Source organism: Brachybacterium sp. JB7 (genome assembly GCF_003335205.1).
GTDB classification, from domain to species: domain Bacteria; phylum Actinomycetota; class Actinomycetes; order Actinomycetales; family Dermabacteraceae; genus Brachybacterium; species Brachybacterium alimentarium.
Genome location: NZ_QPGN01000010.1, coordinates 1 through 21,461 on the forward strand (window position 1 = coordinate 1; position 21,461 = coordinate 21,461).

The window sequence follows — 21,461 nt, forward strand, 5'->3', positions numbered from 1 at the left end:
GCGCCCGGTCGCCCCGGGGCCGTCGGCCGGTCGCCCGTCGGCGGCGAGGCGGGCCGTGCCGCGATCCACGAGCACCCCGTACTCGTGCCCTGGGTCCAGCTCCACCTGCAGCCGGTGCCCGGCGCGCAGGTCGATCTGGACCATGCTCAGCGCCGTGTCGGTGACCAGGGGGCTGGCATCCTCCAGCACCTCGCCGTTCTCGTCCGTCGCGCGGAACCTGCCCAGGCCCACCCGCGCCGCGGCGGCCGACGTACGGCGCGGGCGGGGAGTGTGCAGGGCGAACTCCCGGTCCCGGAAGCGTGCGCGGTCCGGCAGCGCATACCAGAGCTGCACGCCGTGCAGGACGGTCGTGTCCAGGGTGGAGAACTCGGAGTGGGTGATCCCCGAGCCTGCGACCATGAGGTCCACGTCGCCGGGTCGCACCAGGGCGTGGTGGCCGATCGAGTCGCGATGGGTGATCGCGCCCTCGAACAGCCAGGAGACGGTGGCCAGACCGGTATGGGGATGCCGGGCGACACGCATGCCGTCGCCCGCCGAGAGGTCGTCGGGCCCGAAATGATCGGCGAAGCACCAGGCGCCGATCAGCGAGGTCCGGCGGGCGGGCAGGGTGCGGTGCACGGTCATTCCGCGCGGCCCGCCGAGCGGGACCTCACGGGGGTCCAGCAGAACGAAGTCCTCGAAGGCGCTCATCGCTCGAGTGTAGGCAGAGACCCACACGCTCCGCAGGCTGTCGGTGTCGGGGGCCGCCTGCGTACTGTGACCCCATGTCACCGCAGACCTCTCCCGCCGCACAGCTGCTCCGGAGCGCCGTCGAGGATGGTGTGGTGCCCGGTGGCGTGATCGCCGTCGGCCCGGACCCGGAGCCCTTCGCCGCGGGGTCGATGGCGCTGGGCGGCGAGCCGATGCGCACCGACGCGATCTTCCGCATCCAGTCGATGACCAAGCTCGTCACCACGGTCGCCGCGCTGCGCCTGGTGGCCGAGGGAACGCTCGCTCTCGACACCCCGGTGGCGTCGTGGCTGCCGGAGCTCGCGGCTCCGCGCGTGCTCCCCCGCCCTGATGCTCCGCTCGAGGAGGCGATCCCCGCGCGCACCCCGATCACGCTGCGCCATCTGCTCACCAACACCTCGGGGTACGGCATGATCCTCGCGGACTCGCCCCTGCAGCGGGCGATGACGGCCGGCGGGACCGAGGCCGGCCCTCAGCCGCCGACGCTCGGGGCCGACGACTGGCTCGCCGCCCTCTCCTCCCTGCCCCTGGTGGGCGAGCCGGGAACGGTGTGGCGGTATCACCACTCCTTCGGTCTGCTGGGGATCCTCCTGTCCCGGCTCAGCGGGATGAGCACCGGCGAGCACCTCGAGCGCACGCTGTTCACGCCACTGGGCATGCGCGACACCGGATATTTCGTCCCGGCCCGGTCGGCGCACCGGCTGCCCGCCTCCTATGCCGCCGACGACGGAAGCCTGGTCGAGCGGGAACCGGCCGGCGGCGGCTTCCACGTGGGCCCGCCGCCCTACGACATGAGCCACAGCGAGCTGCTCTCCACCGCTCCCGACTACCTGCGGTTCCTGCGCGCCCTCCGCGACGGAGAGCTGCTCTCCCCGCGGTTCCTGCAGCTGCTGAGCACCGACCAGGTGCCCGACGCCGTGAAGCAGCCGGACTCCTTCTTCCCCGGCTTCTGGGAGCGGACCGGGTGGGGTTTCGGAGTCTGCGTGGTCACCGGCGGCCCGCACCGGGGCCGCTGGGGCTGGTCCGGCGGGGCGGGCACCGACTTCTTCGTCGATCCCGACGGGACCCTCGGACTGCTCCTGACCCAGGTGGAGATCGGCGAGCGCCTCGCGCCGCTGCTGGAGGCCTACGGCGAGCCAGCCGCGCCCTCCCGGCATCTGCCGGGCTGACACGAGCCGACCGCGCCCGCCCCGCACCTGATGGGCCGACACGGCCGGTCAGTTCAAGTCCCCCCTCGCGCACGAATGGAAAATGGTCTCTGATCAGGAGTTTTACACTCCAGGTCGGGGGCCATTTTCGTTGGAGGTGCTAGAAAAAGTGCTAAGCGTTCCCGAGGTGGGCGGCGAAGCGGTCTACGGCCGACCTCTGCATGGTCGGGGTGACGTGGGAGTAGATGTTCATCGTCGTCGTGATCGTTGAGTGTCCCAACCGCTCTTGGACGATCTTGGGGTGCACGCCCATCTCCAGCAGCAGGGTCGCGTGGGTGTGACGCAGCCCCTTGATCGTGACGCGGTGCATGGTGTCGTACTTCTTGGTGAGCCAGTTCATGCGGCGATCCCAGCGGCTGGTCATCGCGTCGGGTGAGCGGAGCTTGCCGTCGTCGTCGCCGAAGATGTAGGCGTCGGCCTTGGCAAGGGTGAACGAGAGTTCCGCGCGGGCGACCTTGTAGGAGGCGAGCACTTTCAGGGTGTCTTCGTCCACGTCGATCACGCGGGCGTTGCCGGTCTTCGTGGTCTTGGTCTTTGTCCAGTCGTCGGTATCGACCGCGCGGCGGATGCTGACCCGCATCGTCTTGGTGTTGAGGTCGCTCCATTTCAGGGCGAGGGCTTCGCTTCTGCGCATGCCCGTGTAGGCGATGAGGCGCCACAGCGGGAACAGCTCGTCTTCCCGCTCGTCGCGGTTCCAGGTGAGGAACAGGGTGAGCTGGTCGGCGCTCCAGGTGACGATCTCGGGTTTCTGCGCCCGCACTTCGCTCGTGGTCGGGGCCTTGACGGTGCGCTTCTCCTTCGCCGGGTTCACTGTCAGGTGTCCGTCGTCGATCGCGGCGTCGAGGATCGCGCCGAGTACGACGTGCACCTTGTGGACGCTGTTGGCCGACAGCGGTTTGCCCTTGCCGTACTCGTCTTTGCGGCCGTGATCTTCGAGGTCGCGGTAGTGGCGGGCGATCCTGGTGGCGGTGAGTTTGTCGAGCCGGATCGTGCCGAGCTGGGGCTTGATGTGGTTGCGGATGATCTTCTTGTACCCCTTGATCGTGGATGCCGCGAGCTTCAACCCGGCCACCCACTCATCCGCGTACGCGCCCAGGGTGGGCACCTTGTTGCCGAACTTCTCGTTCTGCTTGCGCTGCTTCAACGCTTCCTGCAAGGCGTCGTTGGCCTCGTCGGTGCTGGTGAACCCGGAACGTGTGAGGCGGCGCGATCCCATCTCGGGGTACTCGGGGTCTTTCAGGACGTAGATCTGGAACCGCCACCGTTTGCCCTTGTCGGTGTCGTAGGCCTGGATCGAGCCGGGCTGCCGGGAACGGGAACGACGCTGCTGCTTCTCACCCCCACTGTTCTGCTCGGCGGGCTGCTTCGTCGTCGTCATTTCATCTGCTCCTTCGCTCGGGTGGTCGATTGGGCTGCTAGCTCTCGCCGAACGGCCGGGCGTCGGGGTCGAGGTGCAGCAGGCGCAGGTTGGCGTGCTGGAGGCGTTCGCGGTAGCGCTCGATGCGTTCCTGGTAGTGGGGGCCGAACGCGGCCATCGCGGTCTCACTGTCCTTGTAGGAGTCGAGTTTGAGTTTCGCGGTCTCGATCTCGTACAGCGCCTCCTGTGCCTGCCTCTGCCAGTAGGCCACGAGCCCGGCGTGCGTGAGGGCGGTGGCCCCGGCCAGCCACGCCTGCACTTCCTCCGACGTGTGTCCGGCGGGTACGCCGGTGAATGCCGATTCGTCTTCGGGCGGGGCCAGGAGCGCGGCCGGGGTGGTGCCGAGGGCGTAGGCGATCGCGGTGAGGTCGTCCACGTCCACGCGCCGGTCGCCCAGCTCCACCTTGCTCACCCCGGAGACGGAGAGCTTCCGGCCCGCCTCGGTGAGTTTCTGCGAGAGGGTGCGCAAGTCCATGCCGATGGACTGCCGTGCTTTCCTGACGTTGTGCGCGACGTAGCTGTTCGTGAGTCCGGCGGGGTTCCCCCGCATCCGTTCGTTCTCCATATAGGAAAACTACACCGCGACTCTTGACAATGCAATCCCTGGCGCGGATGATAGTGGAACTCCTCTTCTCGCGCGCGAACTCGAACGGATGGTGTGATGATGCGGCAGAGCACGCTGGACATGGAAGACCTGCGCGGGCGGCGCAGCCTGGTCATCACCCGGAAAGAGGCCGCCGAGGCGCTCGGGGTTGATCCGCGTACGATCACAACGAGCATCAACGAGGGCACGATCCCGTCGGTGAAGCTCGGACGGCGGGTCGTGATCCCGCGCGAGAAGTTCCTCGCGCTCTTCGCCGACGCGACGCCCGGTGATGATGCCTGACGCGCTGGGTGGGGGTGCCGATTCGGCACCGCCGTACTCACGGCGTTAGCCGTCGAGCCAGTGCTCCCAGTACTTCGGCTTGCGCCGGTTGTGCGCGTAGGCGACGATCACGACCTCGGTGTCGGTGAGGTAGTAGAGCACCCGGTAGGGAAACACGCGCACGCTTGCGCTTCTCACTACGGGCAACTCATTCCAACCGGGAAACACCCGAGCGGCTTCCGGCCAATCGAGCACCTGCCACTCTGTAGCCCCAACCTCGGAAAGAAAGTCATCGCCTAGGTCTGTACGCGCTGCTTCGTACCACTCGGCAGCTTCGAACAGTTCCGACGCGGCTTCGGGATGGATGCGGCGCGTCAGCGTCACTTGCGCATCGCCGCGAGTTTGGCCCGAATCTGCGCGTGAACCTCGTCCGCGTCGAGCAGTTCGATTTTGCCGCTCTCGATGTCGTCAATGCGACGGCGAAGCTCCGAACGCCAGGCCGTATCGACCTCGGCCTGCTCATCGGCACTGATCTGCTGGAGCGCGACCGCAGCAAGCTCACGCTCATCAGCAGAGAGGCTACGGCCTTCTGCGATGTACTCTGCGAGCTTCGGCGTCATGCCCTAAGTCTACCGCTGAGAGCCGACAGTGGGGAGGGGTTCGCGACGCTCACAGGCTACGGCCACGGTCGGGCGGCGCCTGGCCTGAGGAAGATCGATGCTGGCCCGGGTCGTAGAGCGCGGCCTGTCTCCGCTCCGCTTGGTGCGCTTCGCGGGCTGCTTCGGCAACGCGGGTCTGCTCGATCCGCTCCACGGCCTCGGCCGGGGTGAGCGAGCGCAACAGGTCGGCCTCCTCGCGTGCCTGTTTCGCGGTCTGCGTCGCGCTGGCGACTTGCTGGGCCGGGTTCGCCGCGAGATAGGCGTACTGGTTGCGGAGCACCTTGTCGGTGCCGAACGCGCGCGCGTACGCGGTCAGCCGCGCCGTCTGCGCCCGTTCGGGCCTGCTCACGAGCGCGTCGCGCGCGGCCCGGTGCTCGCGCTCCGCCTCGATCACGCGGGGGTCGGCGTCGACCCGCGGGCGGGTCACGCGCTCCACCCACACGTTCGGGCGTTCGTTCCACTTCGGCGGGCCGCCCCACTCGTCCGTGAGGTGCTGCCGCGCCTGCTGGGCACGGGCCCCGGCGGTCTCGTGGTCAGTGCGGGCGCGACGCTTCCCGAACCACGACGCCGCCCGCACCTGCTCAGCCGCCGCCTCCACGGTCACGTTCGCGTCCTGCCAATCATTCAGCGCCGCCCCTGCCGCGGACACGAGAGGCGCGGCGACCTCGGCCCGCACCAGATCGGCGTGCTGCTTCGCCGCCTCCTCGGCCGCTTGGGCCGTCTCTCTCACCGCCGTCTCGCGTGTACTCAGGTCAGCCAAGACGGTCCGGACTTGTTGCCAGCGTTCCGCTTGCGCCTCGGCGGTTTCCGCCTGCTCGATGAGCGCCGCGATCTCGGTGTTGACGAGTTTCGCGGGGCCGTCTTCGACCAGCCCGGCCACTTGCTCGGTCGCGCGGCGGGTGGCGTCGGTGAGGCCGTGGTCGGCGCGGTCGCGTTCCATCGCCTCGATGAACTGCCCCCGCGCATCCGCCAGGTTCTCCGCGACCACGTGCAGCAGGTTCTGATCGCGGCCGCGGGTCATGCCGACGTAAACGCTCGCGGCGCTCGTTGCCTCGGTGAGGATCGTGTGCGAGGCCGTCACGGTTGCGCCCTGCACGCCGTAGGAGGTTGCGGCATACGACAGGTGTGCATGCTCGGCCACGTAGCCGGCGGGCAGGCGGACGGTGCGCTGCCGCTTCCGCCCGTTCCCCTGCTCGCGCACGTGGAGCGCGCCGTCATCCTCGACCGACTGCACGATCCACTGCTGCCGGTTCGCGACTCCGATATCGGTGTTGTTCTTCCGCGTCTGGATCAGGTCGCCTGCCCCGATGGGGAGGTCGTCACTGCCATAGACGGTGCGGGTGTCGTCGACGACGCCCTGGGCGACGCGCGCCTCACGAACGGCGGCGTTGACCGTACTCGCTTCGTCATTCGTGCTCACCGTCACCGCCTCACCGTCCTGCCGCTGCTGGGCGACCTGTTCGTGCGCATCCTCGCCGCTCGCGTGGAGCCGCCCCAGACCCTGCTGGGTGAGCTGGTCGAACACCTCGCCGGGGTTCTCTCCGTCGCGCATCCGCAGGGTGAGTTCGGCGTAGGCGGGGTCGGTAAAGCGGTGCACCTCGGCCATATCGAACGTGCGACCCCGGATCTGGACGGCCATGTCGAGCACGCCGCCGCGGCCGACGGCGGCGAGCTGGGCGCGATCCCCGACGAGCGCGACCGTCGCACCCGCCTCAGCGGTGACGGTCAGGAGGGTGATCGCGGTGTCCTGGTCGAGCATCCCGGCCTCATCCACGATCACGCGCTCACCCCGCACCAGCCGCGCCCCCGCAGCCGGACCACGATAGGTGCGGCCCGTCTCGGGGTCGGTGTCGCCGGGCGTGAGGCGCGTCCATACACCGTCACTGTTCCACCGCCACCCATGCGCATGCACCAAAGCGGCAACACTGCTCGCGGGCACGCGGAGTTCATCGTGCGCGACCTGCGCGGCGCGCAACGTCGGCGCAACCACCCGCGACGCCCTGCTGTGTTCGGAGGCGACTTCGATTGCAGCCCCGAGCATGGTGGTCTTGCCCGCTCCGGCTGCGCCCTCCACAATCACGAGCGGATCGCGGGAGGCGACCGCGGCGGCTGCGCGCTCCTGGCCCGCATCGAGGCCTCGTGCCCTCGCTGCTTCGCGCACGTCCGGGTGCTTCGGTTCCCGCTTCGGGACCCGTGCGGCCAGAAGGTCGCGCAGCTCCGTCTCCATTTGCACCACCCGGAGCGACGTGAGGTGCGCGACATGCTCCGGCGTGGGCGCGCCGGGCGGGAGGATCGAGAAGCAATCCTCCACCGCCAACGATGTCGCAATGCTCACGAACTCGCGCACCTCGGACGGCGCGGCCTGCACGCCGTACTCGGTCATGATCCGAGTCGCGTGCTCCTGCACCGTGTGCCGGGTCCACGCCGACCCGCCCGCCGCGCACCGATCCAGCGCCCGGCTCGCCACCGCCTGCACGGAGAGGTCATCCAGCGACACCGGTGCACGCCGTGCGGGCCGTTGCAATGTCTCGGGGTCGTAGCCGGCCTCCCGCAACTCTGCTACCCATGCTTGTTCTTCGTGCAGGGTGGTGGGCTTCTTCGCGGGCCGCTCGTGCGCCCACGCTTTCGCGGCGAGTCTGGCGGAGACGACCGGCCCCATCGTCTCGCCGGGGTGCGCGGCCTCCCAGTCGGCCTCGAAGCGTTCGAGATGCTTGCGCACCTGCTCACCGCGCTTACTCATCACCGGATTGAACCGTTCCAGCTCGACCACCGCACCGGTCACCGGGTCGAGGGTGAGGCCGTGCCGATCCAGCACCTCCGCAAGCTCGGGGTGGGCGGCGATCACGGCGGTGCCGAGGGCACGGATCGCGCCCTGCTGCTTGAACAACGCCGCGGTATCCAACGCGCGCCACTTCCCGGCCGCCCAGACCCGGGTGCCGATCTGAAAATGGATATGCCGGTGCGGATCACCCGCCCGGCTGGTGCGGTGCGACACCGCCACCGTCTGCACCTCACGGGCGGGCACGACCTCTTGCTTCCCGCGCGGGCCGACGCGGGTGACGGAGTGCTGAGCGAGCCACCGCTGAATCTCCGCCACCGCATCCCGCTGCGCCACATCGAGGGCGTCGGAGACCTCCGGGTGCAGGGCGGCGGCGATCGACAGCGACTTCGGGGCGTTCACGACCATCTCCGCGAATCGTGGGGACCCCTGCCGCCCCGCACCGGGCAGACGCGGCTTGCCCATCGACTCACCCGTGACCGGGTTCACCCAATCCACCCACGCCGCATAGGCCTCCGGGTCGAGCCCCAGGGTCGCGGTCGTGTTTCCGTCGCCGTCGAGCGCGGTGAACTCCGCCACAGACGCATCCGCGCCGAGATAGTAGTCATCGGCGCGGGAGCGGTCGGCCTCGACATAGCGGCGCGCGTCGGCTCCGGTGCCCCGGAACAGGATCACGCCGCCATGCATGAGGACCACCATCCTTAATTCTCTTAATTAGAGAACCGTATATCTACCACGGTAGCATACGTCCATTCAAAAGAGAAGAGAAGTGATGCGCGTCGAGGCTCCTGGGGGAACAGTGACGAGGGGTAGGGGCTGGTGTGCGCGTTCGGTGCCTGTTGGTGGCATCGGCGGCGATCACGTCAACCGCGGCTCCGGCGAGCGTTGGACGCACATGGCTCTTCGCGCGGACCGGCTCAATGTCAGGAGGGCTCGACAGTACCCTCCTGGGCCACGCGTGGGCGCGGGATGAACGCCGCGATGATGAAGGTGACGATCGCTGCACCGAGCCCGAGTGCGAGCGTGAAGAGGAAGCCTCCCTCGCTCGGGCCTGTCACGCCGCCAATAGTCGTCACGGACTGTGCGAGGACCGCGCCGGTGACGGCAGCAGCGATTGTGGTACCGAGCGAGCGCATGAGCGCATTGAGTCCGTTCGCCGCCCCGCTCGCGTGCGCCGGTACGGCCTGCATGATGAGCGCAGGCATCGCCGCGTAGCCGAGCCCGACCCCGATGCCGAGCACGATGCTGACGACGAGGATCTGCCAGACCTGTGCATGGAAGGCCAACGCGAGCCCGTAGGCGAGGGCAAGGATCACCGCCCCCAGGAGGAGCAGCCGTTTCGCGCCCCAGCGCTGTCCGACCTTGCCCGCCACCGGAGACATCGCCATCATCGCCAGACCGGAGGGGGCGACGACGAGCGCCGCGACCGTGAGCGTCAGACCAAGCCCGATGCCACTGGCCTGCGGCAGCGTGAGCAGCTGCGGCAGCACCACATTGGATGCGAAGAGCGCGAATCCCATGGTGACCGAGGCGAGGTTGGTCAGCAGCACCGGTGCGCGGGCGCTCACGCGCAGGTCGACGAGCGGGTCCTTGACGCGCAGCTCGATCGCGCCCCAGATCACGAGCACGATCGCTCCGCCGATCAGGAGGGTCAGGGTGCGTGCGTCTGCCCACCCCCACTCGCCACCGCGCGAGACGGCGATGAGCACGCCCACAAGTCCGAGCGAGAGCCCGACGATGCCGACGACATCAACGCGCCCGGGCGAGCGTTGCGTGCTCCCAGGTACGAACACCGCGCAGCCGAGGAAGGCGAGCACGGCGATGACGGCCGCGACCCAGAACAGGGCGTGCCAGTCGAGGTGCTCTGCCACGAGGGCACTCAGCGGCAGGCCGAGCGCGCCGCCGACGCCGAGTGTCGCGCTGACGAGGGCGATGCCCGCGCCGAGCTTCTGCGGCGGCAGGACATCGCGCAGGATCGAGATGCCCAGCGGGATGACGCCTGCGACCGCCCCCTGCAGGGCACGAGCAACGATGAGGGTCGTCACATCGCCTGCGAAAGCGGCGAGGATCGCGCCTGCCGCCTGAAGCAGCAAGAGCGACATGACGATACGGCGCTTGCCGAACATGTCGCCGAGACGCCCGGCCACGGGAGTGCAGACGGCCGCTGCCACCAAGGTCGCCGTGATCGCCCATGCCGTGTTCTCGCTGGTGGTATTCAACAGCCTCGGCAGCTCTCCCTGGATCGGAATGAGGATCGTCTGCATGAACGACGCCCCAAGTCCCGCAAAAGCGAGCACGGCGAGGATCACCCCCGAACGGTGTCGAGGCATGCGAGTGCGGTCATCATCGGCGGCCAGGGGCATGCCCTGGGCCCGGGTGGAGGTCATCGGTCGTTCTTCCGTCCCTGCTCGTTGTGAATCATGATGAGACGGTGTCTCAGCCAACAGATACCGTATCATGCTATAGACTCAGATTCATGTCGAATGATGTGCGCGACCGCAGTCGCGAGATCCTGCGGGCAGAGCTGGCCGACGCCGCTGCGACGTTCTGCGTCGAGCAGGGCTTCGACGAGGTGACGGTCGGGGAGCTTGCGCGTGGCATCGGCGTCTCCCGCGCCACCTTCTTCCGCTACTTCGCCTCGAAGGAGGACGCGGTCGTCTCCGCCGCGCGCTTCGCCGCCACGCGCGCGGGTTCCTTCGCCCAGAGCGTTGCCGAGGCTGTCGAGGCAGCCTCTCCCGGCACAAGCCTCTGGGCGATCATGTGCGCGGCCACGGAGCCGATGGTCGCCACGGCCGAGTCCCGAGGAGACCCGCTGCGGGCACGCATCCGCATGATCAATGAAGTGTCGGCACTCAAGGGGCATCTGGCGTCCCAGCAGCGCGGCGATCAGTCTGCCGTCGCCGAGGTGCTGCGCGAGTGCCTCAGCAACGGCCGCGCCGCCCAGGCCATTGCTGCCGCCGGGGTCGCGGCTGTCGACCTCGCCTGGCAGGAGTGGGCGCACACTCCAGGCTCGAAGTTGCGCCCCCTGCTCGACGCCTACTTCACGGCGCTCGGCACCGTAGCGACCGTGAAGCTCGCCTGAATCGGCCCCGGCTTCCCGTGACAGCAAGCATCCGTCTCGCGAGTCGAGGATCGACGCATGCCGCCAGTAGTCCGACCTGAGCATCTCGTCGACGAATCAGTCTCCCGCTAGGTGGATGCCGAGATCTGTGCGGCCTGGGGCGAGATCTGGGTGAAGTGCTCTCGTGCCCCTGTATTGCCCGTCGCTGAGTCTTCGAAATGGCCGCGTTCGTTCGTCAGAAAGGCCGCGGAGCCGGTCGCGGAGGCGTTGAATCTCGTCGTCCACGCGCTCAGTGTCGAGGTCGTCAGCATCGTAGATAGTGTGGAGTGCGTATGTTTCAACCCCTGAGTACCAGAGTGCACCGTGGGTGAGGGGGAAGAGCAGGCTATCCAAGTCTCCGCTGATGCCGCGTGGGCCGATTGAACGCGCATCCTCGCCTGCGGTGACGATGATGAGCGCCCTGCGACCAGAGAGACCGCCGTCCCCGTACCGAAGCGGGAGTCCGGTACGGGGATCAACTTCGCCATGGGCGAATCCTGCGGTGAGGACACGATCGAACCAGCCCTTCAGGATGGCAGGCATTCCATACCACCAGAGGGGGAACTGCAAGACCAGCAACTCCGCCTCAGCAATCTTCCACTGCTCCTCACGAACATCTGGCAGGAGCTGCTGCTCCGTGAACGCCTCGCCGAGAAGGTCCGCCACGCCTCCAGGCGAGCCGGAGAAGCGCCCGAGGTCGCTCTCCCTCAGCACGGGATCGAAGCCCTGCGCGTAGAGGTCTGAGGTCAATATCCGGTGATCCTGCGCGAGAGTGCTCACACCTTCGCGATAGACGTGTGCGTTCAGGGAGGAGCCCCGTGGGTGCGCGTACACCCACAGTGCTGTCTGAGTTTCGGGATGAGTCGATGCGGTCATGGGGAGCGTTGTCCTTTCGTGCTGCTGGATGTGGAGGAAGTATTCGGCGACCGCGGTGGAGGCGTCGACTACCGTTCGAAGGGGTCGTCGGCGCGGATCGACCAGCTGAACCCGCGATCGTAGAGCACCGATGCGTCGAGACTGCGGCTCAGTTCCACGGTCCGATCCCCGGTCAGCGTGAGTGTCTCGGTGCTGTCGGTCGTGTAATCGAGTTCAATGCTCTCGGCCGGTGCCTCTGCATATTCGAGTGTCGATTGACCCGGACTCTGCAAGGGCTTGAGCGTCAGAACCAGCCCGTTGCCCTCGCGCACGTACGTGCCCACGAGCAGGGTGCCGTCGTTCTGTCTCACCTGCGCAGTCGCCGCCCCGTCGGTCAGGGTGCTCCCGAGCGCAAGCTGCGACCAGGACGCGTCTGCACCGGAGCCGTCGGACTCGACCGCCCACACTCCCGCAGGTGCGGAATCATCGACGCTCTGAGTGGGCTGGACGACGAAAACCAAGGCCCCGGTCAACGCCAGCACCGCAACACCCACGGGCATCGCGATACGACCAGCTATGCGGTTCGCGCGAGCGCTGCGGAACGGGCGCGGCTCAACCGAGGCGGGGACCGCACCATTGCCCACGACCGCAGCGACGATGCGTTTCGCCCACGGAGCCAGGACGATCAGGCTCATCACGAGCAGGGCGAGCGAGAGCTGCTTCGCAGGCATGTCGTAGCCAAGATTGAGCACGAGAATGAAGGCCATGGAGCCGGCGGAGACCAGCGCTCCCGGGACCATCGTCCGACGCCACATGAGCGCGACAGCCGCCCCCAACTCGGCCATACCGGCAAGGGCCTGGAAGAGCGGCGAGAATCCCACCATGTACGACAGCAGACCCATGGGGCTCATTTCACCGAGCGTGATCAGCGACTCGCCGACGTCAGGTCTGCCGAACTGCCAGAGTCCGATCTTGATCACGCCGTTGAACAACAGCATGATCGCCAGCAGGAATCGTATTGCTGCGTGCGCCCACCACAGGACTGTACGGGCCAGGGGCCAACGACCCCCAGGTCGATCGTTCGGTGTCGTTGAGTCGCGCGTAGCGTCGTCGATCGTGGATGTGTGGTTCATTCTTCTCTCCTTGTGAGGTCGTAGAAACAGGCCTGCGTCAGTGCGTGAGTACTTGGATGCCCAGCCCGCCGAGGATCGCGACGGCTGCGCCCCAGACGGCCACTGACACCAGCTCCCAGATCAGAACCTTGGTGGGATTCGCGCCGAAGCCGACCATCGCGGCGGACGAGATCTGCGTCGGATGGCCGATGAGGGCCACGCCCGGGATTCCGAACCTCTGGAACAGGCGGCCCACGCGTTTGCGCCTGGGTGAGCTTTCCTCCTCCGTGCTCGGCGTCGATCGCACGCGCTGCCGAATCCGACTGGACACGACGACGATGAGAACGACCGCCGCGGCGTTGCCCGCGATCGCAGCACTGACGGCAACGGCCGGATGCAGGCCGATCGCGACGCCGACGAGCGTGCCGAGGTAAGACTCGACGAACGGGACGGCAGCGATAAGGAAGACGGCGAACCACTGAAGCCAGCCGGGGAAGGACTGAGCGAAGTCCTGGAGGGTCTCGAGCATAATGTTGCTCCCTTTCGGATGTTGTATGGAGGCACCTGGGATCGCCCGGTGGGGTGGAAGGACGGAGAGCCCGGTAGACGTTCGTGGGGCCTTGCCCCTACGAACGTCTACAGCAGCCCCACCGTCACTAGCACATTGTGCTAGGACATCACACTAGCACAATGTGCTAGTGTGATGTCAATTCGATTCACAGGACTACGGAGGGGTTGTGGACACGCGACGCAGGATCCTTGACGCAGCGACTTCGATGGTGGAGGAGGGCGACGGACAGCGCTTGACGGTGCGCGCAGTGGCCTCACGAGCCGGCGTCGGCATGGGGACGCTGCGGCATCACTTCCCGAACCAGCGCTCTCTGCTCGACGCGGTCCTCGCGTCGATGTACGAGCAGGCGATGCCCGATGACCGCATCCACGACACGACGCTGCCAGCGCGCCAGCGCCTCACCGACAACCTGGGCAGACTCGTCGCCACCATCGGCACAGGCGACGAGGCACGGGCGCGAATGGGCGAGATGTTCCAGAGCTATATCAGCCCCGATGCGCCCGAGAACGTCCGCACGACATATGCCACCTTCGACGAGCAGGCAACGCGACGCGTCGAGACATGGCTGTCGATCCTCGTCGGGCAGGGAGCACTCGAAGAAGGCGACAACACGGCCCGGGCGCACTTCCTCCTCAGTGTGGTCAATGGCCTCGTCTTCTGGAGGGCGCTGCCGTTGAAGGAATCCACTCTCACGCGAGAGGCGGACGCACTCACCCTTGCCACAGAGGCGCTGCCATTTACGCAGTAGTCCCCCGGACGCCCTCGTGCGCGCTCCAGAGGTGTGCGTTCGTTCGGAAGGACAGGGAAGTGTAAGGGGTGTACAGAGGGGCAGCGTAAGGCGGGCGAGCATGGGGTGCTTAGGGTGCGCGAGGAGCCATCAGTGCTGAGCATTCTGCTCGGCGCTTGCATATGGAGCGAAGGAGTTCACCCAGGAACCTGAAAACCCCTGATCCCACGGTTCCGCGAAGGTGGCAGGACCGTAGAATCAGTGTTGCCGGTCAGGGCCGGTGAGGCGTTCGATGATGAGGGTCATGACGCGTTGCTGCGCGGGGTTCATGTGCTCGTTCAGGAGCGTGGTCATCGCGTCCGCGCCCTCCTGTTCCCCGATGCTGATGTCGAAGTGCGGGATGGCGTCGCCCCGCTCGGCGAGGAACCCGGTGATGAGCGCGGCCCCACGTTCAGCCAGGGTGGTGATCTCCGCCTCTGACGTGTCTGGCGGTAGCCCCATCAGGTCCGTATTGATTTGCGTGAGGGCGTCGGGTGCACCGTGCATGGCTTCGGCGAAGCTGGGCATGGCATCGTTCGGGAGCAGCCGTGCGAGCAGAATGGCCATGTTCCGGGAGCCGGGCCCCGGCCCGAGGGCTTCCATCGCGAGGAGTGCTTCTGGTGAGAGATCGGGTGAGATGCCCCGAGCGATCAGTTCGTCGATGTCTGCGCGGATGCGGGTGAGTTCGGTGATCCTGCCGTCGAGTTCGGTCCGCAGCCCATGCAGGGATTCCTGACCCTGTTCCTCGGATTCGAGCATCCCTGCAACCTGCTCCAGGGTGAAGCCGAGGCCGGTGAGGCGTGCGATGCGGAGCGCGAGCACGAGATGCCGGGCGGTGTACTGCTTGTACCCGTTGCTCAACCGTTCAGGTTCCGATAGGAGTCCGACCTCGTGCCAGTGGCGGATCGACCGCAGCGTGACCCCGGTGAGGTCAGCGAGCTGCTTCGTGCTCCACGCCATGCTCACCCCTCCTGCTCGCCTGGTTCCGGTGTTTCTGAATCCGGTGTCTCTATTGTGTCCAACGACCGGAACGCGGGCACGATCAGCGCGATGACGGCGGTGACGGCCATGACCACCGCGATCCCGACCCCCGCGGTGGTGAGCCCGTACCCGGAGGCGATGGCGGCGATCGGTGCAGCGGTGAGAGCGGGGGCGGCGAGCATGAGCGCGTTCTGCGCCCCGAGCACGCGCCCGCGCATCCGGTCAGGGGTCGCCTCGATCGTCGCGACGCCGAGCACGGCTGACATGGGGGCGTTCGTGAGACCGATCAGCACCGCGGCGGCGATCACCAGCCACGGCGCACCCATCGCCCCCAGGGCGGCGAAGCCGATCACGCTGCCGAGCATGCCGATCACGAACCAGGCCCGCCGCGAAGCCTTGCCGACCGTCGCCGCATACAGGCCCGCACCGAACAGGCTGCCGAGAGCGATGCCCGTGACCGCGAACCCGCTGAACTCAGGCAGTCGCTCCTGAAGGAAGTAGGCGGGCAGGATCGTCGCCTGCAACCCCGCAATGACTGCGACAAACACCGCCGTCAAGATGCTCGCCCCGAGTACAAGCCGGTGTCCAAGCAGGAACCGCCACCCCTGCACCAGATCGGTCGCGACACCACGCACCCCGGGTGAACCGCTGTGCTCCGCAGCGCCAGCTATCGGTTCGATCGCTCCGGCCCGCGACGAGAGTGCGAGGGAGAGCGCTGCGGCGGCGAGGCTCGTTCCCGCGGTGATGAACAGCGTCGTCGAGCTGACCCCGAGCAGGAACACGAGCAGACCACCGACACCGGGCCCGATCAGCATGAGCGCCGCGGAGAGTGACTCGCGCACTCCGACCAACCGGTCCAGTGCACCCGGCTTGCCGCCGTCGAGTTGCACCAGGCGGGGCAGCATCGTCTCGCGTGCGGTCATGCCCGGCATGTCACCGAATGCCCCGATGACGCCGAGCACGATGAACCATGTCAGGTTCAACCCCCACACCGCATCCACGACCGGGAGCGCGGCCACCGAACCCGCCGAGAGCACGTCGCTGGTGATCGAGACCGTGCGCCGGTTCACCCGATCCACGACGACCCCGGCCAGCACCCCGACGACCGCGGCGACCGCAGCGGTCACCGACGCGAGGATCCCCGCGGCGAGGATGTCGCCGGTCTTGGCGAGTACCAACAGGGGGAACAGCACCGACGCGATCCCGTTCCCCAACAGCGACAGGCTGTATGACCCCAGATAAACCCACGTGTTTCGACCCATGCACCCATCAGAAACTATGACGCCACGGCACAGTCAAGCCCACGCCCCGACACCCGCTCATCGCTCTCCGCCAACGGCAAGACCAACCAGGTCTGGGCCATCCGCAACCCCGTGAGTTGGCAGTTTGGGCACAGGTCTGAGCCGCGAAACTGGGCTGTCCAAACCTCGACAGACCTCCAGGCATTGCCGTCGCCCGAGCCGCGAAAAGTGCTAACGAAAGTGCTAAGCAACCTGTAGGTCCACGTATCGCGGTGGAGTCATCCACAGGTGAGATGCCGTAGATCGTTGATTTCATGCGGCAGAACGCAAGATCGAGATTCACGGCGCGAGGGGGTCGAGTGCAGTTCTCCTCCCCTCGCGCCCCGTCTCGGGCCCCGCCCGTCACGTCACTCCCAGGTCGCGGTCTCCGGATCCACGCCGTGGGCGCGGGCGTTCTCCTCGATCGCCCGGCGCAGCCAGGCGGCCAGGCCCGGGGCGAGCTGGTCGTAGTGCGCCGCGAACCGCGGATCCTCCGTATACATCCGGGCGAGCACGACCTGCCGGGATCGGCTGCAGTCGTAGTGCTGACCGATCGCGGCGCGATGGCGTTCGGCCAGGGCGTGCGCCTCCTCGCTGCCGGGCTCCACGCCCTGGGCGAGCGCATCGGCGAGCGCCTGCTCGAGCGCGTCGTTCTCGGCCTTGAGCTGCTGCCACCGCGCGGCGTCCCAGGAGCCGGTGCGGGCCACCGACTGCTTCCATACGTCGGTGCTCCCCCAACGCTCGCGGGCCTCCTCCTGGTAGGCGGGGTCCCAGTCGGTGCCGAAGATGCGCGACTGCTCCTCGGGGGTCAGGTTGATGGTCTTCTCGTCGGTCATGGCGGTCCTCTCGATCATCTCGTCGACGGCGTGCGCCGTCCTCTCGAGCCGTCGGATCCGCTCCCGGAGGAGGGTCCGCTGGCGCTGGAGGTGCTCGCGGGGATCCACTGTCGGATCATCGAGGATCCGACCGATCTCCGCGAGCGCCAGACCGAGTTCGCGGTAGACGAGCACCCGGTGGATCCGGGCGATGTCCTGCGCGTCGTACAGCCGGTATCCGGCCCAGCTGCGCCCGCTGGGAGGCACCAGGGCGATGCTGTCCCAGTGATGCAGGGTGCGGACGCTGACGCCGACCAGGTCGGCGACGCGCCCCACGGTGAGGTCGTCCCCCACCGCGAGGTCCTCCCCCATGGCGAGGTCGTGCTCAGCGGGCTTCTCGGTCATGGGGACCACCTTCCGGCCTGACGTCGCGTGAGGGTCAAGCGGAGGGCCTGGCATCACTGTCGAGCTCGGCCACCAGGCGCCGCGGAGCCACCGTGCGATAGGACTCCTCGATGAGCTCCGCGAGCTCGGCGGGATCGGTGCGCTCATCGAGATCCAGCCCGATCCATCCGGAACCGCCGAGATAGGCCGGGACGAACGAGGCCGAATACTCCTGGACAGTGGCGGATTCCGACGCCAGCAGATGCAGCAGCACCGACTGCGGGTGCTGCTCCCACTCCCCCTCGACCTTCCGGGCGCCGCCGTAGTAGCAGTGCACCTTGACCGTGTGGAAGGCGGGGCGACCATGGCTGATCTTCTCGTGCGAGCCGGGCACGGCGAGCGCGATCGACCTCACCAGAGCGAGGAGCGGATCATCGTCGTCGAACATCTGCGGATGAACCATGCCGTGATCCTCCCGCGATCGGCGCGGATCCGCCACCCTCCGGACCACTGGTCCGCCCCTCCCCGGACGCCGATTCCGGACTTCCAGCCCACCACCCTCTCAACCGCCGCGAGGAATCCGGACACTGCGACGGCGTCGGCTCCGCGCCTCTAGGCTGGAGCGATGACTCTTCCCGTGCTGATCGACTGCGACACCGGCATCGACGACGCGATCGCACTGACCTATCTGGCCTGCCGATCCGATGTCGAGATCGCCGGCATCGTCTCCACCGGCGGCAACGTTCCCGTCGCGGCCGTGCACCGCAACAACCTCTCCCTGGCCGAGCTGCTGGGGCTCGACGCCCCGGTCGCTCTCGGGGAGTCGACCCCGCTCGTGCAGGAGCCGATGTACGCCGACGACACCCATGGACCGCAGGGCATCGGCCACGCCGTGCTCCCGGACCCGGCGCGCGCGGAGGACGCCCGATCCGGCGCTCGGCTGTGGGTCGACATGGCCCGCGCGCATCCGGGCGAGCTCGTCGGCCTCGTGCTGGGGCCGCACACGAACCTCGCCCTCGCGCTCGAGATCGATCCCGAGCTGCCGCGTCTGCTGAAGCGCCTGCACATCATGGGCGGCGCCATCAACCATCGTGGGAACACCGGGGCCACCAGCGAATGGAACATCGCCGTGGACCCGGAGGCCGCGCAGCGGGTGCTCGCAGCGTTCAGCACTGCGCGGGAGCGGCCGGTGCTCGGTTCCCTCGAGGCCACCGAGACCGTGCGGTTCACCGAGGACACCCTGGACGATCTCCGGGGGCTCGCCGAGCGCACCGGCCATCCTGTCGCGGGGATCCTCGTGGACGCCCTGCGCTGGTATTTCGAGTTCCACCGGGCCGACGGCTTCGGCTGGATGGCGCACGTGCACGACCCCCTGGTCACCGCGCACGCGGTCACCGGCGACTTCGCGGGCACCCGGCCCCTGGCCGTCGACGTCGAGCTGGCAGGCACGTTGACCCGCGGTCAGACCGTCGGCGACGAGCTGGGCCGATGGGGCCGGGCACCGAACGTCGACGTCCTCACCGACGTGCGGCCCGCCGCCTTCATCGCGCACCTGCTGGCGACCCTCGAGACGGGGCTGTCGATCACCCGCTGAGCTCCGGAGCCGAGCAGGTCAGCCCAGCGTCGTCACCTCGACTTCGAAGCAGCGTCGGGGCCCCTTGTCCCCGGAGCCGGCCCGCCAGCCCACGCAGTGCACGCCGTGCGTGCCGCGCTCCTCGTAGGCGAGCAGCACCGTGCCCGGAAGGGTCACGGGCGCGTCGAAGGTGACATCCCACCGCAGGGGGCGCGAGAGATCGACGCGCGACTCCGTGAACGCCCGCGAGGCGGTGTACATGCCGTGGGCGATGGCGCGAGGGAACCCGAAGGCCTTCGCACTGAGCGCCGAGAGGTGGATCGGGTTCACGTCCCCGGCGACCGCCGCATAGCGGCGCCCGGTGTCGGCCCCGAGCTTCCAGCGTCCCGTCGGCCGCGGGGCCTCGAAGGCCCGACGCGTCGAGCGCGAGGAGCGAGCGCTGGCGCTGTCGCCGCCCGCGGACGTCCTCGCGCCGTCGGAGCTCTCCGCCGAGGGCTCGCCGTTGCCGGAATCGCCGCCCTTGGCGAGGTACGTGGAGACGTCGGTCGCGATGATCTCGCCGTCCTCCCCGAGGATCGTGGAGACCGCTTCGAAGGTGCGCCCCTTGCGGTGCGGCTGCAGATCACGCACGCGGCACTCGACGTCCACCAGTTCCCCCACCCGCACCGGACGGTGCTGGAGCACCTGATTGCGCAGATGCACGAGCCCCAGCAGGGCGAAGGGGAAGTCGCGCCGCGCCATCAGGGCCAGCGAGACCGGGAAGGCGAGCACGTGCAGCACCCCGGGGTGGACCAGATCGGTCGCCGGGCCGCCCATGAGGTGGTCGAAATCGCGGGCCCGCTCGGCGTCGATGCGCACCTGACGCACGCGGTATCCGATCGATGGCAGCACGGGCTCCTTCGACCCCCGGCGCCCTGAGGAGCGCGGGTCGAGCGCGGCCGCATAGATCGCGGGGAAGGAGGGGACGTCGGAGAGGTCCTTCATCTGCTCGCCGGGGGTGACCTCGGAGCCTGTCTGCATGGCGGTCACTTCCCCACCATGTTCTGTCCGCACACCCGCAGCGTCCCGCCGCGGATGCCGCCCGCCTCCGCCGAGGAGAGGAAGGCGATCGCCTCGGCGACGTCCACCGGCAGGCCTCCCTGCTGCAGGGAGTTCAGCCGGCGCGCGACCTCGCGGGTCAGCGCCGGCATCTTGGCGGTCATCTCGGTCTCGATGAACCCGGGGGCGACCGCGTTGGCGGTGCCGCCGAGGGACTCCAGGCGGGCGGCGAGCGCGTCGACGAAAGCGATCACTCCGGCCTTGGAGGCGGCGTAGTTCGTCTGGCCGCGGTTGCCGGCGATCCCGCTGGTGGAGGCGAGGGACACCACGCGAGGCTGTTCGCCGAGCACGTCCCCGGCTTCGATCAGCGCGTCGGTCAGGGCGACCTGGCTGGCGATGTTCACTGCCAGGACGGGGTCCCAGCGGTCGGAGGTCATGTTGGCGAACAGCTTGTCGCGGGTGATGCCGGCGTTGAGCACGGCGATGTCGAGCACGAGAGAGCGCTCGCGCAGGAAGGAGACCAGGCGCTCCCCCGCGCCCTCGGAGGTGACGTCGAGCTGCACCGGGACCGCGCGCAGCTCGTTGGCCAGCTGCGAGAGGTCCGTCCCTGCACCGGGCACGTCGAGCACCACGAGCCGGGCGCCGTCGGCCGCGAGCGTGCGGGCGATCGCCGCACCGATGCCGCGAGCGGCGCCGGTGACCAGAGCGGTGCGCCCGGCCAGCGGCCGGTCCCGGTTCTCGGTCAGGGAACCGGCGGCACTGGAGACCGTGAGGAACTGCCCGGCGACGAAGGCGCTGCGGGCGGAGAGCAGGAAGCGCAGGGCCCCGGTCACGCCCGGAGCGTCCAGGTCCACACCGTCCTGGACCAGGATCCCGTTCGCGGTCCCGCCGCGGCGCATCTCATGGGCGAGGGAGCGCAGGAAGCCCTCGACACCGCCGCGGGCGGCGTCGCGAGCGGGGTCCTCGCCCTGCGCGGGCCGGGAGATAGTCACCACTCGTGCCCCGGGGGCGAGGGAGCGCATGGCCCCTGCAAGCGGCAGCAGGATGCGGCCGAGATCCGCCGGGGCGGAGATCTCGTCGAGCACCGCGATCACGGAGCCGACGCTGCGCAGCTCGTCGAAGCGTCGGCGCACGTCGGCGCCCTCGCCGAGGAGGTCGCGGGCGACCTGATCGGCGCCCGCGGACTCGCCGAGCACGACGACCGGGCCGAGGATCGGTGCGGGGCGGTCGCCGCGGCGCGGGAGCATCGAGGGGCGGGGCAGGCCGGTCCGTCGGGCGATGAACGCTCCGGGGGCGGAACGGATGAACTTCGTATAGGTATCGGTCATG

At 68.4% G+C, this 21,461-nt stretch carries 21 protein-coding genes; 5 read left to right on the forward strand and 16 right to left on the reverse strand.

Annotation, left to right across the window (positions count from 1 at the left end):
• Positions 1–690, reverse strand: a 690-nt coding sequence (locus CIK81_RS12200; protein WP_147272359.1) for a pirin family protein, incomplete at its 3' end; no start/stop codon positions are given.
• A 74-nt stretch (positions 691–764) separates the two neighbouring features.
• Between CIK81_RS12200 and CIK81_RS12205 the strand changes: the two genes are divergently transcribed.
• Positions 765–1,898: a serine hydrolase gene (locus CIK81_RS12205; RefSeq protein ID WP_096163240.1), complete on the forward strand. Its 1,134-nt coding sequence runs from the start codon at positions 765–767 to the stop codon at positions 1,896–1,898.
• Positions 1,899–2,049: 151 nt separating this feature from the next.
• Here CIK81_RS12205 and CIK81_RS12210 read toward each other — a convergent pair whose 3' ends face one another.
• Entirely contained in the window at positions 2,050–3,315 is a 1,266-nt protein-coding gene (locus CIK81_RS12210) for a tyrosine-type recombinase/integrase (protein ID WP_096163241.1), read from the reverse strand.
• A gap of 37 nt (positions 3,316–3,352) precedes the next feature.
• A complete protein-coding gene (locus CIK81_RS12215; RefSeq protein WP_096163242.1) occupies positions 3,353–3,919 on the reverse strand; it encodes a helix-turn-helix domain-containing protein in 567 nt (188 codons plus the stop codon).
• Between the two features lie 96 nt (positions 3,920–4,015).
• Between CIK81_RS12215 and CIK81_RS12220 the strand changes: the two genes are divergently transcribed.
• A complete protein-coding gene (locus tag CIK81_RS12220; protein WP_199586364.1) occupies positions 4,016–4,240 on the forward strand; it encodes a helix-turn-helix domain-containing protein in 225 nt (74 codons plus the stop codon).
• Positions 4,241–4,285: 45 nt separating this feature from the next.
• Here CIK81_RS12220 and CIK81_RS12225 read toward each other — a convergent pair whose 3' ends face one another.
• The 4 genes from CIK81_RS12225 to CIK81_RS12240 all read right to left on the reverse strand — a co-directional run bounded on the left by CIK81_RS12225 (position 4,286) and on the right by CIK81_RS12240 (position 10,044).
• Complete coding sequence (locus CIK81_RS12225) at positions 4,286–4,603, reverse strand: type II toxin-antitoxin system RelE/ParE family toxin (protein ID WP_096163243.1); 318 nt, start codon at positions 4,601–4,603, stop codon at positions 4,286–4,288.
• Positions 4,600–4,839: an addiction module protein gene (locus tag CIK81_RS12230; RefSeq protein WP_096163244.1), complete on the reverse strand. Its 240-nt coding sequence runs from the start codon at positions 4,837–4,839 to the stop codon at positions 4,600–4,602. The genes CIK81_RS12225 and CIK81_RS12230 overlap by 4 nt, the downstream gene beginning before the upstream one ends.
• Before the next feature lie 49 nt (positions 4,840–4,888).
• The gene (gene mobF, locus CIK81_RS12235; RefSeq protein ID WP_241964147.1) at positions 4,889–8,356 is read right to left on the reverse strand and encodes a MobF family relaxase; all 3,468 of its coding nucleotides are present in this window, start codon (positions 8,354–8,356) and stop codon (positions 4,889–4,891) included.
• A gap of 224 nt (positions 8,357–8,580) precedes the next feature.
• Positions 8,581–10,044 carry an MFS transporter gene (locus CIK81_RS12240; RefSeq protein ID WP_114355766.1) on the reverse strand — a complete coding sequence of 488 codons (1,464 nt, stop codon included), beginning with the start codon at positions 10,042–10,044 and terminating at the stop codon, positions 8,581–8,583.
• Positions 10,045–10,133: 89 nt separating this feature from the next.
• On the opposite strand from CIK81_RS12240, the gene CIK81_RS12245 reads away from it, so the two are divergent.
• Positions 10,134–10,739: a TetR/AcrR family transcriptional regulator gene (locus CIK81_RS12245; protein ID WP_096163246.1), complete on the forward strand. Its 606-nt coding sequence runs from the start codon at positions 10,134–10,136 to the stop codon at positions 10,737–10,739.
• 96 nt (positions 10,740–10,835) lie between these two features.
• On the opposite strand, the gene CIK81_RS12250 is transcribed toward CIK81_RS12245, so the two are convergent.
• The 3 genes from CIK81_RS12250 to CIK81_RS12260 form a co-directional block, all read right to left on the reverse strand.
• On the reverse strand, positions 10,836–11,633 hold the full coding sequence (locus CIK81_RS12250) for an NAD(P)H-dependent oxidoreductase (RefSeq protein WP_096163247.1): 798 nt from the start codon (positions 11,631–11,633) through the stop codon (positions 10,836–10,838).
• Positions 11,634–11,701: 68 nt separating this feature from the next.
• Complete coding sequence (locus CIK81_RS12255) at positions 11,702–12,610, reverse strand: hypothetical protein (RefSeq protein WP_096163248.1); 909 nt, start codon at positions 12,608–12,610, stop codon at positions 11,702–11,704.
• A gap of 172 nt (positions 12,611–12,782) precedes the next feature.
• The gene (locus CIK81_RS12260) at positions 12,783–13,253 is read right to left on the reverse strand and encodes a hypothetical protein (RefSeq protein WP_096163249.1); all 471 of its coding nucleotides are present in this window, start codon (positions 13,251–13,253) and stop codon (positions 12,783–12,785) included.
• 208 nt (positions 13,254–13,461) lie between these two features.
• Between CIK81_RS12260 and CIK81_RS12265 the strand changes: the two genes are divergently transcribed.
• On the forward strand, positions 13,462–14,043 hold the full coding sequence (locus CIK81_RS12265; RefSeq protein WP_096163250.1) for a TetR/AcrR family transcriptional regulator: 582 nt from the start codon (positions 13,462–13,464) through the stop codon (positions 14,041–14,043).
• 237 nt (positions 14,044–14,280) lie between these two features.
• On the opposite strand, the gene CIK81_RS12270 is transcribed toward CIK81_RS12265, so the two are convergent.
• The 4 genes from CIK81_RS12270 to CIK81_RS12285 all read right to left on the reverse strand — a co-directional run bounded on the left by CIK81_RS12270 (position 14,281) and on the right by CIK81_RS12285 (position 17,984).
• Positions 14,281–15,021: a MerR family transcriptional regulator gene (locus tag CIK81_RS12270; protein ID WP_096163251.1), complete on the reverse strand. Its 741-nt coding sequence runs from the start codon at positions 15,019–15,021 to the stop codon at positions 14,281–14,283.
• A 2-nt stretch (positions 15,022–15,023) separates the two neighbouring features.
• Complete coding sequence (locus tag CIK81_RS12275; protein ID WP_096163252.1) at positions 15,024–16,304, reverse strand: MFS transporter; 1,281 nt, start codon at positions 16,302–16,304, stop codon at positions 15,024–15,026.
• A 386-nt stretch (positions 16,305–16,690) separates the two neighbouring features.
• Positions 16,691–17,542 (reverse strand): MerR family transcriptional regulator, encoded by an 852-nt coding sequence (locus tag CIK81_RS12280; protein ID WP_241964148.1) that lies wholly within the window; start codon positions 17,540–17,542, stop codon positions 16,691–16,693.
• Positions 17,543–17,576: 34 nt separating this feature from the next.
• Positions 17,577–17,984, reverse strand: a complete 408-nt coding sequence (locus CIK81_RS12285) for an MmcQ/YjbR family DNA-binding protein (RefSeq protein WP_096163253.1) — start codon at positions 17,982–17,984, stop codon at positions 17,577–17,579.
• A 162-nt stretch (positions 17,985–18,146) separates the two neighbouring features.
• Here CIK81_RS12285 and CIK81_RS12290 point away from each other — a divergent pair, with 162 nt between their 5' ends.
• Positions 18,147–19,115, forward strand: coding sequence for a nucleoside hydrolase (locus tag CIK81_RS12290; protein WP_096163254.1), 969 nt, complete (start codon positions 18,147–18,149; stop codon positions 19,113–19,115).
• A gap of 18 nt (positions 19,116–19,133) precedes the next feature.
• On the opposite strand, the gene CIK81_RS12295 is transcribed toward CIK81_RS12290, so the two are convergent.
• Positions 19,134–20,114, reverse strand: coding sequence for a MaoC/PaaZ C-terminal domain-containing protein (locus CIK81_RS12295; protein ID WP_096163382.1), 981 nt, complete (start codon positions 20,112–20,114; stop codon positions 19,134–19,136).
• 5 nt (positions 20,115–20,119) lie between these two features.
• Positions 20,120–21,460, reverse strand: coding sequence for a 3-oxoacyl-ACP reductase (locus CIK81_RS12300; protein ID WP_096163255.1), 1,341 nt, complete (start codon positions 21,458–21,460; stop codon positions 20,120–20,122).
• Position 21,461: the final 1 nt, after the last annotated feature.

Excerpts from the sequence above, each read along its gene's own strand:
- CIK81_RS12205 (WP_096163240.1), top strand. The coding sequence starts at position 765 with ATGTCACCGCAGACCTCTCCCGCCGCACAGCTGCTCCGGAGCGCCGTC.
- CIK81_RS12210 (WP_096163241.1), bottom strand. The coding sequence starts at position 3,315 with ATGACGACGACGAAGCAGCCCGCCGAGCAGAACAGTGGGGGTGAGAAG.
- CIK81_RS12215 (WP_096163242.1), bottom strand. The coding sequence starts at position 3,919 with ATGGAGAACGAACGGATGCGGGGGAACCCCGCCGGACTCACGAACAGC.
- CIK81_RS12220 (WP_199586364.1), top strand. The coding sequence starts at position 4,016 with ATGATGCGGCAGAGCACGCTGGACATGGAAGACCTGCGCGGGCGGCGC.
- CIK81_RS12230 (WP_096163244.1), bottom strand. The coding sequence starts at position 4,839 with ATGACGCCGAAGCTCGCAGAGTACATCGCAGAAGGCCGTAGCCTCTCT.
- mobF (WP_241964147.1), bottom strand. The coding sequence starts at position 8,356 with ATGGTGGTCCTCATGCATGGCGGCGTGATCCTGTTCCGGGGCACCGGA.
- CIK81_RS12240 (WP_114355766.1), bottom strand. The coding sequence starts at position 10,044 with ATGACCTCCACCCGGGCCCAGGGCATGCCCCTGGCCGCCGATGATGAC.
- CIK81_RS12245 (WP_096163246.1), top strand. The coding sequence starts at position 10,134 with ATGTCGAATGATGTGCGCGACCGCAGTCGCGAGATCCTGCGGGCAGAG.
- CIK81_RS12250 (WP_096163247.1), bottom strand. The coding sequence starts at position 11,633 with ATGACCGCATCGACTCATCCCGAAACTCAGACAGCACTGTGGGTGTAC.
- CIK81_RS12255 (WP_096163248.1), bottom strand. The coding sequence starts at position 12,610 with ATGCTGTTGTTCAACGGCGTGATCAAGATCGGACTCTGGCAGTTCGGC.
- CIK81_RS12260 (WP_096163249.1), bottom strand. The coding sequence starts at position 13,253 with ATGCTCGAGACCCTCCAGGACTTCGCTCAGTCCTTCCCCGGCTGGCTT.
- CIK81_RS12270 (WP_096163251.1), bottom strand. The coding sequence starts at position 15,021 with ATGGCGTGGAGCACGAAGCAGCTCGCTGACCTCACCGGGGTCACGCTG.
- CIK81_RS12275 (WP_096163252.1), bottom strand. The coding sequence starts at position 16,304 with ATGGGTCGAAACACGTGGGTTTATCTGGGGTCATACAGCCTGTCGCTG.
- CIK81_RS12280 (WP_241964148.1), bottom strand. The coding sequence starts at position 17,542 with ATGACCGAGAAGCCCGCTGAGCACGACCTCGCCATGGGGGAGGACCTC.
- CIK81_RS12285 (WP_096163253.1), bottom strand. The coding sequence starts at position 17,984 with ATGGTTCATCCGCAGATGTTCGACGACGATGATCCGCTCCTCGCTCTG.
- CIK81_RS12290 (WP_096163254.1), top strand. The coding sequence starts at position 18,147 with ATGACTCTTCCCGTGCTGATCGACTGCGACACCGGCATCGACGACGCG.
- CIK81_RS12295 (WP_096163382.1), bottom strand. The coding sequence starts at position 20,114 with ATGCAGACAGGCTCCGAGGTCACCCCCGGCGAGCAGATGAAGGACCTC.
- CIK81_RS12300 (WP_096163255.1), bottom strand. The coding sequence starts at position 21,460 with ATGACCGATACCTATACGAAGTTCATCCGTTCCGCCCCCGGAGCGTTC.